General features: G+C 40.1%; 6 protein-coding genes. 3 read left to right on the top strand and 3 right to left on the bottom strand.

Annotated elements, in window-relative coordinates:
• The first annotated feature begins 340 nt into the window (after positions 1 to 340).
• Both F6K15_RS23885 and F6K15_RS23880 read left to right on the top strand, forming a co-directional pair.
• On the top strand, positions 341 to 9,391 hold the full coding sequence (locus tag F6K15_RS23885) for a CHAT domain-containing protein (RefSeq protein ID WP_293065250.1): 9,051 nt from the start codon (positions 341 to 343) through the stop codon (positions 9,389 to 9,391).
• A 148-nt stretch (positions 9,392 to 9,539) separates the two neighbouring features.
• Positions 9,540 to 10,667, top strand: a complete 1,128-nt coding sequence (locus F6K15_RS23880) for an RNA-guided endonuclease TnpB family protein (protein ID WP_293065247.1) — start codon at positions 9,540 to 9,542, stop codon at positions 10,665 to 10,667.
• A 101-nt stretch (positions 10,668 to 10,768) separates the two neighbouring features.
• Here the strand turns inward: F6K15_RS23880 and F6K15_RS23875 are convergent, their stop codons facing one another.
• From F6K15_RS23875 to F6K15_RS23865, 3 genes are all read right to left on the bottom strand, one after another.
• Positions 10,769 to 10,894, bottom strand: coding sequence for a hypothetical protein (locus tag F6K15_RS23875; RefSeq protein ID WP_293065245.1), 126 nt, complete (start codon positions 10,892 to 10,894; stop codon positions 10,769 to 10,771).
• A 180-nt stretch (positions 10,895 to 11,074) separates the two neighbouring features.
• Complete coding sequence (locus F6K15_RS23870) at positions 11,075 to 11,458, bottom strand: hypothetical protein (protein WP_293065242.1); 384 nt, start codon at positions 11,456 to 11,458, stop codon at positions 11,075 to 11,077.
• A 607-nt stretch (positions 11,459 to 12,065) separates the two neighbouring features.
• Positions 12,066 to 12,647, bottom strand: coding sequence for a TetR/AcrR family transcriptional regulator (locus tag F6K15_RS23865; RefSeq protein WP_293065239.1), 582 nt, complete (start codon positions 12,645 to 12,647; stop codon positions 12,066 to 12,068).
• A gap of 100 nt (positions 12,648 to 12,747) precedes the next feature.
• Between F6K15_RS23865 and F6K15_RS23860 the strand changes: the two genes are divergently transcribed.
• On the top strand, positions 12,748 to 13,302 hold the full coding sequence (locus F6K15_RS23860; protein WP_293065236.1) for a carboxymuconolactone decarboxylase family protein: 555 nt from the start codon (positions 12,748 to 12,750) through the stop codon (positions 13,300 to 13,302).
• Positions 13,303 to 14,155: the final 853 nt, after the last annotated feature.

Below are 14,155 nucleotides of genomic sequence, written 5' to 3'. Positions count from 1 at the left end.
GATTTCTCACATAATGAAGTACAGATATTAACAATTAAATTTTTCCAGTGCGGGCATCTTGCCCGCGACGGGTGTACCTCACCAAGGTGGAATCATCCTCTGTATCTTTTCTTTTGCAGGTTTATAGCGGTTTTCACAAAGGTAGAGTACAAAGCTTCTGCCTTCTGCCTTCTGCCTTCTGCCTTCTGCCTTCCTTACGATCGGTTTAGTGGTATGAACAGGAGGATAGTTGCTACAATCTCTAGAAGAAAAATAAGGTAATATTGATGACTAAAAAGATTGTCGTTGCCTAATTTCTCTGTTTACTTAAATATAAATATTATAACTGCAGAAGTTTTTTATGAAAGCTAATAAATTAGAGTCTTACAGTATAACAGCTCTGACTGTAATTTTAGGGATATTGGCTACAACTCCCGCCAAATCTCAACCCATAACCCCCTCAAACGATGGCACAGGTACAACCGTCAATCAAAACGGCAATCAATTTAATATTCAAGGTGGCACTCATAATGGGACTAACCTCTTCCACAGTTTTGACCAATTCAATCTTCACTCCGGTCAAACAGCCAATTTCTTAACCACTCCAGATACTCGCAACATTCTGGGTAGAATTACGGGTGGAGACCCTTCTATAATTAACGGTCTCATCCAAGTCATCGGTGGTAACTCTAACCTCTTCCTGATGAACCCCGTAGGCATAATGTTTGGCCCCAACGCTAGCCTTAATGTCCCTGCCTCATTCAGCGTTACCACTGCCACAGGTATAGGTTTTAACAGTAATAATTTCTGGTTTCAAGCTATGGGAACGAATGATTATGCCAACCTAGTAGGAAACCCCAGTGGCTATAGATTTAATATATCAAACCCAGGCGCTATAGTTAACGAAGGAAACCTCAGTTTAAACTCAGGGGAAAATCTCACTTTGTTGGGTGGCACGGTTATCAACACGGGGCAACTCTCCACAGCAGGTGGTAACGTTACGATCGCAGCAGTAGAAGGAGGTAGTACCCTGAGAATATCCCAACCAGGACATTTATTAAGTTTGGAAGTGGGTTCAACAACAGCGAATGGGGAAGATATGTCTGGTATAACCCCCTTATCTTTGCCCGAACTGTTAACAGGTGGAGAAATAACTCAGGCCACATCTATGACTGTGAATGGAAATGGTGATGTGGTGTTGATAGATTCAAATACAATAATTTCTGGTATTACAGGAGATGCGATCGCTTCTGGAGATATAGATGTATCAACAACTCCCCCCCTTTCAAAGGGGGGTCAGGGGGGATATAATATCGGTGGACAATTTAATGTGTTAGGCGATCGCGTAGCAATTATCGATGCCAATATCAATGCTGATGGTTTAAATGGAGGAGGAAGAGTATTAATTGGAGGCGACTTTCAAGGTAGTGGAATAGTACCCAATTCTCAGCAAACATTTGTTAACAATAACTCATTTATTTCCGCTGATGCTACCACAAATGGTGACGGTGGTCAAGTAATAATTTGGTCAGATGGCATAACTAATTTTGCCGGAAATATTAGTGCTAGAGGAGGAGAATTTTCTGGTGATGGAGGGTTTGTTGAAGTATCTGGAAAACAACAATTAATATTTGATGGGAATGTCAATGTTAGTGCTGCATTTGGCACTCCAGGAACAATATTATTAGACCCAGAAAATATCACAGTGGGAGAGCCTGAAAATTCTGAAAATTCTGAAAATTCTGAAAGTTCAGAAACAGAAACAGTAGATGATAATTCGGAAGTGCCATCTACAGAAAGTACAGATTCTCCCGCCACAGAAAATACTGAAAGTTCAGAAACAGAAATAGTAGATAATAATTCGGAAGTGCCATCTACAGAAAGTACAGATTCTCCCACTACAGAAAATACTGAAAGTTCAGAAACAGAAATAGTAGATAATAATTCGGAATTGCCATCTACAGAAAATACAGAAGAAAATGTCGATAATTCAGAGGTAACAGAAAATTCAGAGACAGAAATTGCTGACAATTCAGAAACAATAGAAACAGAAACACCAATAGACCCCTTTGCTCAAGATGAAAATTCTGATGTGACAATTTCCGCAGAAAATATTGAGGAATTATCAGGAGATATAATTTTATTTGCTGACAACGATATAACAATTAATGAAAAGATAGAAACTACAGAATCTGTAGAATTAAAAGCAGGTAGAAGTATTAATATAAATGCCGATATTGACACATCAATTGGCAATGGCAATATTGAGCTACTTGGTAATAATGATGAGATGAATATTGATAACCGGAGTGCCGGAGGAGCATCAATAAATCAACTAGATGGAACAACATTAAATGCCGGAAGTGGAAACATCAGAATAGAGTTAGGAAATTTAGGAGAAGTAGGGGATATAAATCTGGCAAATTTAACCACAACAGGACAAGTTTTAGTTAATGCAAATGGTGGAAATATTGCCAGAGTTTCTGATAGTTCAATTATTAATGCAGATAGTGTTTTATTTGAAACAAATGGCAGTGGAGGAATAGGTTTTGTGGGTGTACCTTTGCAATTAAATGTAGAAAATTTAGAAGCGGTTTCTGGTAGTGGTGGAGCGTTTTTTGATGTGTTGGGAGATGTGAATATTGGTGATGTGAGTGAGGATGTCAATGGTATTGTTACTGCTGGTGGAGATATAGAAATTCAGAGTGCAGAAAATGTGACTTTAACAGAAAGCATTTCTACTATAGAGAATAATTCTGAGGTGGAATCTAGAGAAAATACAGAAGTTGATAGCGGGACAGGTGGTGCAATTAATATTGAAGCTACGGGAGATATTGTTGCTACGGGTAGTGGCATTAAAGCTAGTGGGGAAAGTGTTTCTTTGTCGGGAACTAATATTACGATCAATGATGAATTTGATGAAACTTCTGGGGATGCCGATGTTAAGTTAGAGGCGACAAATGATATTACAGTTGAAGATATAGCAGATGATGCGTTGGAATTTCTGCCTGGGGAAGGAGAGATAGAATTTCATGTAGATGTGGATGAGGATGGAATTGGTGCTATTACCATGTTGGATAATGAAGCGGATGTTGGCAGCGACCCCAATACATTTGGTGTGGATACAATTAAGACCAATGGGCGGAATTTGACAATTGCAGGTGCTGGTATTGTTTTGGGTAATTTGGATACTTCATCCTTTGATGGGGATGGGGGTAATATTATAATTACAGCTAAGGGTAAGATCACAACAGGAGAGCTTGATTCCTCCTATGCTCGTGGTAATGCTGGTGATGTCACAATCACTACTGAGGAAAATATCATAACAAAAGAGATTAATTCCTATTCTTCTTCTGGAGATGGTGGAGATATTACCCTAAGTGCTGGGGGTGATATTACTATAGAAATAGAAAATTCCAATTTTGGTCAAAATACAGGTTCAGGCGGTCACATTAGCATGAATGCTGGAGGTAATATCACAGCAGGAGATATAGATTCCTCCTATTCTCACGACAGCGAAGGGGAAGGGGGTAATATCACGATCGCTGCCCAGGGAAATATCACTATAATAGAAAATCTGGAAAATGGTGATTACTCTTCTATTGCCATAGGCCAGAACTCAGGTGATGGGGGAGATATTACTCTCAATGCAGACGGTGATATCACAACAGGGCAGATAAATACTTTTTCTCTAAGCAACTTAGGGAATGGGGGAGATGTTACTCTGACTGCTGGAGGTAATATCATAACAAGAGATGTTAATTCATTTTCTAGTGGCGGGACTGAAGGATCGGGAGATGGAGGAAATATTACTGTGACTGCTGGAGGTAATATTCACACAGAATCGCTCAATTCCTTTTCCAATTCAAGTATGGAGGGTAACTCAGGGCATGGAGGATCTATTTATTTGAATGCAGATACAATAAAATATAATCGTCCAGAATACGGAGATACAGAACAACTGCAAATAAACACATTCTCAGTCGGAAAAAACGACTCTGGAAATGGTGGAGACGTTAACATTACCACCAACAACCTCAGCAATGCAGAAATACTAACACTATCTTCCCACGAAAAATCTGGGCAGGTAACAATAGAAAGTAAATCAAAAGCAGACCTTCTACTCAATGACTTATCCATCATCACCAGTAAGCAGGTATCTATACAATTAGATTCTTGGAGTGAAGCAATACAAATAGATGTAGGCACTCAAGGCCAATCAGGAAATGTCAACATCTTTAGTGGAGACAACCTCAACCTCAACAACGTCACCATCGAAAGTGACACCAAAGGAGACCAACCCGCCGGAGATGTCTACATTGATAGCCAAAAAAACATCATACTCGACAACACTGAGTTCTTCAGTATCACCAACGCCGAAGGACACGCTGGCAACATCACCCTTGTAACTCCCCGAAACATCAAACTAACCAACAACAGCCAACTCCGAGCAAGTACAGAAGGTACAGGCAACGCAGGCAGTATCGACATCCAAGCAAACAAGCTCAACCTAGAGCAAGGCACTAGCTTAATCACCGAAACTTATGCAGCAGGGGCACCAGGAGATATCACTATCAAAGCTAACACTGTAGATATCGGGCAAGATGCCCAAATCAGTGCCACAGCAGTATTAGGCGCAACCAGCACCGGAGACGGAGGCAATATCACCATCAACACCAACGAACTCAATATTACAGGAAAACTTGGAATATTCGCCGAAACTGAAGCATCAGCAAATGCTGGCACTCTTACCCTCAGCCCCTACGAAGACAACCCAAACCTCAATATCAATTTCAGCAACGACGGTTTCATTTCTGCCTCTACCTCCTCCACAGGAAATGGAGGCAACATTAATCTCAATGCTCCAGAAAGCATAGATATTTCTGGAAAAGGATTCATCGCTGTAGAAACTTCAGACAAAGGAAACGCAGGCACCATCAATATTGAAACCCAAAACCTCACTCTCTCAGATGGAGTAGCCATATCAGCTTCTACCACAGACAAAGGAAATGCTGGAGCGATCGAGATCGACACCGAAGAATTCATCCTGGAAACAGGAACAAGTTTAACGACAGAAACCAATAATCAAGGAAAAGCTGGAGATATAGAAATCAACACCAGAAAACTAACCATAGGAGAAGATGCTCAAATTAGTGCCACAGCAAAAGAAGGAGCAACTAATACCGAAGCGGGAGGCAACATTACCATTAATGCTACAGACTTACTAATCTCAGGCCAACTCGGAATATTTGCCGAAACAGCAGGAGAAACCCCCGCAGGTACTCTTACCCTTAAACCCTATAGGAGAGGGGAGCAGGGGAGTAGAGAAAATCGTTCCGCTCGCTTTGACCCTGACCTCAATATTACTTTCACTGAAAACGGTTTCATCTCAGCCCGCACTACTTCCAGTGGAGATGGAGGCAATATCAATATATTCGCTCCAGAAAACATAAATATTTCAGGGGAAGGCAGAATAACAGTTGAAACAGAAGACAGGGGAAACGCAGGCATCATAAATATCGAAACAGAAAACCTCACCATAGCGGAAAACACTACTATATCCGCAGCTACTTCCGATCGTGGAGACGGAGGCAGCATCAACATCAACCCCAGTCAAAGCTTTCAACTCGAAGGTCAAATTATTACGGAGACCACAGGAGCTGGAGACGGAGGAAAAATTACTATTAACACAGGGGAACTCTCAGCCGAAAATAGTACCATCTCAGCTAAAAGTACCGATGCAGGAAACGCAGGCGCAATAGAAATCATTGGTCAAGAAAATATCACCACAGGTATTATCCAATCTTCTGCCTCAGAATCAAAAGAAGCTGCTGACGGAGGTGACATTACCATTACCAGTGAACAGGGGGAAATCAATGCTACTCAACCCATCCAATCATTTTCAGAAAATGGTAACGCTGGAGATGTAACTCTGAGTGCAAAAACAGATGTGACTACTAATACCATCAGTTCCCACGGAGAACAACAAGGCGGTCAAATTATTATCATCACAGAAACAGGAAACATAGACACCAGCAATGGATTTTTGGCAAACTATTCTGGGGAGGGAACTGGAGGCAACGTTACTCTAGAAGCATCCACAGGAAACATCACTACCAGTGACATTTACTCCTTTGCCGATGCAGACGGCGGTCAAATTCTCTTAAAAGCAGGAGGTGACATCAATATCACCGAAAATAGTAATGTGATCTCTGCCTCCGAACCCGCAACTACATCCGATACTGAAAACCCAGGCAAAGGAGGAGATATTATTCTCGAAGCAGGTAGCAATATTAATACCTCAAAAGCAAGAATATATTCCGGTGCAGATGAAGGCGATACAGGTACAATAAATATTGTTGCGGATGACGCAATAGAAGTAGGTCAAATAGACCTAGCATCAGGTTTTGTCAGGGAAGAAAGATCGGTATTGAATAATTTTATCCTCATACCAAAACCTCAAGGAGAAGCCACCCAAGGAGTAGCAGGAAATATCAGTATTACTAGCAACAACGGCACAATAGACACCACTGCTGGAGTAATAAATTCTCGTTCCCCCGACGGTACTGGAAATATTACACTAAATGCCAGAGAAAATATTACCGTAGGCAAACTAGAAGCTAGCGCCCTCAACGAAACCAAAGCAACCACAGGGGGAAATGTTGAAATTATTAGTGAAAACGGCGAAGTCAATTCGACCCAAGCAATAGAAACATTTTCAGAACAAGGTACAGCCGGGAATGTGAATATTCAAGCTGAAGGTTCAGTTAATCTAGAAAATATTCTATCCCAGGGAAGGGAGCGTGGGGGTGATATTACTATTGACACTCGCAGCGAAAACAGCATGGATGTTCAAGGAGAATTAAACACTTTTTCTACAGATGGTATTGGTGGGGATGTCACTCTCACATCTCGAGGTAATATCAGTATTAACGGCATTCGTTCGGAAGGGATACAACAGGGAGGTGACATTACATTGGAGAGTGAAATAGGGGAGATTAGTGCAACGGGAGACATTACTTCTTTCTCAGAGGAAGGCAGAGGAGGAAGTATTGAGATTGATGCCCCAGAAAGTGTGAATCTGGAAAATGTCTTATCCTTTGGTGCGACTGAAAGTGGTGATTTGAGAATTCAAAGTCAGATAGCAACAGTGAATACAGGGAATGTGACGACTCAAGCACCGGACGGCCCCAGTGGTGAAGTTATTATTAATGGCAGTCAAATAACTACAGGAAACTTAAGTTCTTTGGGTACGGTCAGTTCAGGTATTATTCAACTAGAAGCAACTGATGGCTCCATTACTACTTTGGACTTAGAATCTATTGCTTCAGAGGGAGAAGCAGGTGGTATCGATCTAGATGCAACAGGAGATATCAGCAGCGAAGACCAAACTGTAATCTCTGGAGATGGAGATGCTAATATTGAGATTGATGCTGGAGGAGATGTTTCTGTAGGTAATCAAGAGGCGATCGCTAATCAAGGAGATGCTAATATCGATATTCAGGCAGGTGGGGAGATCAGCGTCGAGAACCAAACTACACAGGCAAATCAAGGTGATGCTAATATCAATGTTCAACCAGGTGGTAATATTAGCGCCGAGACTCAAACTGTACAGGTCAATCAAGGAGATGCTAATATCAATATTCAACCAGGTAGTAATATTAGCGCCGAGACTCAAACTGTACAGGTCAATCAAGGAGACACTAATATCAATATTCAAACAGGTGGCAATATTCCTATAGAAGAGCAAACAACTGTTTCCGTAGGTGGGAATCCAACTATTGATAATACCCCAGACAATACCAATACCGGAGAACAAATAGCGATCGCCCCAGAGGCAATAGAAACAATTACTAATATTGATAGTGGCGACACTATTATACCAGAAAATCTCAATGATAACCAGATTATCCCAGTAGAAAATCTCAATGATTCAACAGAGATTCCAGTAACCACCGCAACTGAAACCACCGACATCCAGATTGATAATAATCAGTCCCAGTCAATATTACAGCAAATATCAAACAATAGCGATTTTTTCACCCTAACCGCTCCCACTAACTATAACCAAACAACCAATGCTGGCACTGCTCAAGAACAAACTGAAGCATCTATCAACCATACAACTGACACCCAACAAATCTTAAAAACAATTAATCCTGTTAATACCAAATCTCTAATAACAGCCACAGCTTCAGACCAAGTAGTAACAATGTTAGAACGAAACAGTCTCCAGGAATATTCAGATTTCCTGGGAGCAAATCTTGAGGAAAAATTAATTTCTACACAAAGCGTCCGAGAAATCTTAAGCGACATGGCAAATCAAACCGGAAAAGAATCTGCCATTGTTTATATTAATGTCTATCCAGAACAATTACAAATAATCTTATATACCAAAGAAGGTCAACCAATCATCAAAACCATTGCCGAAGTCAACCGCGAACAAATCATGAAAGTTGCCCTAGAATTACGAATAAAAGTTACAACGCCGGCCAACCAAGATAATGATAGTTATCTATCACCAGCACAAAAATTATACAATTGGCTCATTGCACCCATAGCATCGGAACTAGAAGCAGCCAATATTGATACCTTACTATTCAGTATGGATGAAGGTTTACGAACTTTAGCCGTAGCAGCATTACATGATGGCGAACAATTCCTGATCGAAAAATATAGCCTGAGTTTAATTCCCAGTGTCAGTTTAATGGATACCAACTACCGACCGCTCCAAGACACTCAGGTGTTAGCAATGGGAGCAAGTGAGTTTATTGCTCACAATTCCTTGCCAGGAGTACCTATCGAACTAGAAATTGTTTCCCAAGAACTATGGCAGGGTAGTATGTTTCTCAATGAAGATTTTACTCTGAATAATTTAATTGCTCAAAGAGAAAATTATCCTTATCCTATTATTCATTTAGCTACTCATGCTGATTTTAGACCGGGAAAAATTAGTAATTCTTACATTCAGTTGTGGGGTGAAGAACAAATAAAATTAGACCAAATTAGGGAGTTGGGTTGGAATGAGTCTTCTGTCGAATTGTTAGTATTATCAGCTTGTCGCACCGCCTTTGGGGACAAAGATGCCGAATTAGGATTTGCGGGATTAGCAATAGCAGCAGGAGTAAAGTCAGCTTTAGCTAGTATTTGGTATGTCAACGATCGAGCTACCTTGGCATTAATGACTGAGTTTTATAGTCATTTGAATCAGACTAAGATTAAGGCCGAAGCTGTAAGACAGGCGCAGTTAGCAATGTTGCGTGGGGATGTGGTGATTAAAGAAAATCAGATTAGGAGACTTGGAGAGCGTGGGTCAGTAGAGTTACCATCGGTACTTGGGGAAATGAGGAATCGAAAATTATCTCATCCTTATCATTGGGCAGGGTTTACGATGGTGGGTAGTCCTTGGTAGAGTAGAGGAGTGAGGGAGTGGGGGGAGTGTGGGGAGTGTGGGGGGCTAACTACTGAATTCAAATAATTGGACACGCATTAGACAAATATTAATAAATCTTGAAAATATCCTGATGATTTGCTATCATAGATTAATTTATATACTAATATTGTCAAAGACTTTTTTTCATGGTGTGCGTGTTCAAATGCAATCAATTAAGACCAAATTAAAAGTTAATAATTACCAAAAAACCATACTTGCCAAACACGCAGGAGTTGCACGTCATGCTTATAACTGGGGGTTAGCAACTTGCATAAAAGAGTACGAAGAAACTAAAAAACGCCCAAGTGCAATTACCTTGCATAAGCGTTTAGTCGCTGAAGTTAAATCAGTTAATCCTTGGTACTATGATGTATCTAAATGTGCCCCACAACAAGCATTAAGAGATTTAGAAAGGGCATTTAAAAACTTTTTAACTATTCCTGGACGTGGATTTCCTAAATTCAAGAAAAAAGGCAGAAAAGACAGCTTTTACTTAGAAGGAAGTATTAAGATTTTCCAAGGAAACTACATACAATTACCCAGAATCGGAATAGTAAAAACATACGAAATTTTACCTTCATACAGAGTAAAAAACGTCACCATAGCCTCTTTCAGAGGAGCTTCGCTAACAAAAAAAGCAGATAGTTGGTACATCAGTTTTAAGTACAATTTTGAACCAGATTCAACAGAAAAAGTTGGAGGAACTATTGGTGTAGATATAGGCATAAATACTTTAGCAACCTGTTCTGATGGCAGCAAATTTGCTAATGTCAAAGCCTATAGGCAAGCCAAAAAACGATTAATTCGTCATCAACGTGCAGTCAGTAAAAAAGTTATTGGTTCCAAAAACAGAATTAAAGCAGTAAAAAAACTAGCAAAAGTCCATAAAAAAGTAGCCGATATCAGAGCAGATGCACTACATAAACTCACAACATGGTTAGCTAAAAACCACAGCACCATAGTAATTGAGGATTTGAATGTAAGTGGAATGCTCAAGAATCACAAACTAGCAAGTGCTATTGCTGATTGTGGCTTTTATGAATTCAAACGTCAGCTTACATACAAATGTGAATGGTACAGCAGTGAATTAGTCATAGCAGATAGATTTTATCCAAGTTCTCAAATATGTTCAAACTGTGGTCATCAACAGAAAATGCCGTTACACTTGAGAACTTATGAGTGTAGTGAATGCGGTTTTGAAACTGACAGAGATTTTAATGCTGCGGTCAACCTGAAAAACTATGTGTATCAGTAGCTTGAGTTCCAAGCGAATTTAAGCCTGTGGAGAAGATAAGTTACAGACTGCGGTCAGTGGTCTTCTGCGTTAGCGCAGCTTTGCGTTAGCAAAACAGGAAGCTAGCTCCAAAGCTCATGCCACCATGTATGGGTAAGTTTGGGTAAGTTTAGTAGAACAGAAACTACTGCAAAAGATAGTAAACAGACAAAAAATGCAACGATGACTTTGCCTAATGCTTTCTTCATTTTTATTACTCCGTAAGTCAATTTTTGTGTGAAGGTTTTTTCCAAATATCCAGAGGAGTTTCTTCCTCTATGATTACAATTGTTTCGTGATGGATAGGGTGGGCAAACATCAAGTCTATCAACTGCTAATATCAATCACTACATTAGCCCACCCCTACAAAAAATTATCTTAATTAATCACTAATACCCAACTACTCTGATTTGTACTATTGTATCTCGAACAGGACTCTCATTTGAGAATGTAACTGAGCTTGCTGGTACGACTTCATAAGTTTTGTCTTCTTCACCAAATGGGGGTAATTTTATTGGGTCGTCAATATCACTGTTTATTACAGCTTCATTATTTGAGAAATTGCTGAAATTTACATCTATTAAGTCAACCCCAGATGGAGGTATATCTACATATAACAAGTCTCCAGAGAGCGGCAGTTGTCTTAGACAATCTGGCTCTAGTTCTAACATACAATAATATTCATCTGCCATTGCAGGGCTGGGCGAAACTACTGCAAAAGATAGTAAACAGACAAGAAATGCAAGGATGACTTTGCCTAATGCTTTTTTCATTTTTATTACTCCGTAAGTCACTTTGTGTGTGAACGTTTTTTCCATTGACAGACTATAACAAACTTTATTAGATTAACTATTATTTAGCTTTTCTTTATATTTCACAAATGTAAGGCCTCCATTATTGATTACTAATATTAACAACTACATTTAGCAAATAATTAATAATTAAATAATTAAATAACTAAACAATTCGGGTTAAAAGCCTCCCCTTTCAAGGGGAAGAAAATAAATTTTTTCCTGATTTTTCAATCTTCTCCCTAAAAGGGAGAGGTAATTAGAGCTTGCTGATTAAAGATAAAAGTCTTTACAGATAAAGGTTTTAGCATTTTTTGGTCTAAAAAAGTGCCAGCTTTTCAGCTTTTTGAGCTGCATAAAGCTAGTACTTTGGGACGATTATGGCATAAAAATCATTCTTACAAAACTTAGCTCCTACCTCCTAGCTCATTCCCCGTTCCTCCTGTCTCCTGTCTTTCCCCTCCTGGGAGGGGCGAGGGGTGGGTTGTCTCCTGTCTCCTACCCCTACTAAAAGACTAGTGAAGCGCAAACCCTAATTATCAATTATCCATTAATGAAAATACCGATGCTACCGGATATGAGATTATACCTAGATTTTTGACTTTTCTATAGAGCTATCAATTAAAGTAGATAATACCTGTTGAGCATAATGAGCACCTCCAGAAAACCCTTCAATAGTAGCCATCAAGCTTGCCCCTCCAATCAGAAGTAAATATTGTTGGGAAAATGATTCTGCATCTGTTACTCCAACTTCTTCAGCTAAGTGCTTAACTTGCATCCGAATAGACTCTCTGACTCCTACCGAAACATCATGGGCCGGATGAGAAGCATCAGCTATTTCTAGTACAGCATTGATAAAAGGACAACCACGAAAATTTGGACTAGCATACCACTCTCGTAAGACATCAAAAGTTGCGAGTAATCTCTCCTTCGCAGTATTACCGCGATCGCGTACTGCCATTTCAAACCAGTTTAACCATTCTGTTGCCCTGTGTTTCATTACTGCTTCTATTAGTTCGTCTTTCGATGTGAAATGCCGATAAAGAGTTCTTTTGGCCACACCGCTAGTGGCAATAATCTCATTAATGCCCACATTTTGAATGCCCTTTTGATAAAAAAGTTGGGACGCAGTTTCTAAAATTTGCTGGCGAGGATGATTAGAGGATTTCATTTTAAATAAAAGTAGACAAACTTGTCTTCATAGATATATACTATCAAAAAAATAGGTAGACAGAATTGTCTACCTAACTATTGAATTAGATATTTAACCAATGGAATTTACTATTCATACCCTAAAAACAGCATCAGAAGACTCTAAACAAGCATTAGTTCATGCTCAACAAACTTTTAGTTTTATCCCTAATTTAGAAGGAGTTTTGGCCGAAGCTCCAGCTTTATTAAAAGCCTCAGTGACGTTATGGGATTTATTTGAGACGACAAGTTTTACGGCGGTTGAGCAGCAGGTGATTTATTTAACAGCAAACTATGAGAATGGCTGTGATTACTGTATGGCAGCCCATTCTGGATTAGCTAAAATGATAGGAATGTCTAAAGAAAACCTTGAAGCTCTCAGGAATGGAACGCCAATGCCAGATACAAAATTACAAGCATTACGTCGTTTTACTCAACAAATGGTACAAGCTCGTGGCTGGGTTGAAGATAGTGAAATTGAGGCATTTATGAGAGCTGGATATACTAAACAGCAGGTATTAGAAGTAATTCTAGGCATTGCTATTAAGGTCATGCACAACTACACTAATCACATTGCAAAAACACCTTTGGATAAGCAATTCCAACCAAATTTCTGGTCAAAACTAAATACATAGAAATTGGGCTTTGGTGAATTTAGCTATGATTTTCGTGCTTAGTGGTACTTACAGCGGTTTTCATTTCAGTAGACCACAGTAGGGACGCCCTTATGCAACGTCCCTACAGGGTTTTAGTTATGGCGATGTGGTTCATCAATTTGAAAACCGCTATAAACATTTTGGCGTTGCTGATTCTGGGTATGATGCAAGCCCCCCTAGCCCCCCAATGCGCGGGGGGAATAAAACTCTAAAAGTCCCCCTTTTTTATCCCCCTCCCGTCCCCCTTAGAAAGGGGGAAGCCAGAAGATGCTTCGCTTTTGAACGATGGGAAGCCAGATGTTGCTTCGCTTTTGAACGATGGGAAGCCAGATGTTGCTTCGCTTTTTGTTGAATGGGGGATGCGCGGGGGCGAAGGCGAGAACCAAACAATCGCGCATTCATACTTCAATTCAGCAACGCCAACATTTTATAGTCGTAAAAATGCCTGGAAGTCAGTCTACTCGGTTTGAAGGAATGGAGTTAACTGGAAAGGTGAAAAGTACATTTTTGCGAGGTAATATCATGTCCGGTAGCATCGGAGCGTGTATAAAATTTAGGTGACACTCTTGAGAAAACCTTCTGCCTCCAGCTCCCGCTGCCTTCTGCTTTCCTTCCACCAAAGTCTAATTATTCAACCGGACATGATATGACTCCTGACTTCCCCTCCTGGGAGAGGAAATAGGGGAGTGGGGGAGTAGACCCACCCCTCGCCCCTCCCCCGACCGTGGAGGGGAAGCAAACATCAGAATAATTAACATTAACGCAGGCTGAAATTAGCATGCAAAGTGATTTTGCTTGTACCTATCAGTTGACAACTGAAGTATTGCCCAAG

The organism is Okeania sp. SIO2B3 (assembly GCF_010672525.1).
Classification (GTDB): Bacteria; Cyanobacteriota; Cyanobacteriia; order Cyanobacteriales; family Microcoleaceae; genus Okeania.
Note: the sequence above shows the minus strand (reverse complement) of the source record. Positions and strands in the feature narration are given on the sequence as shown.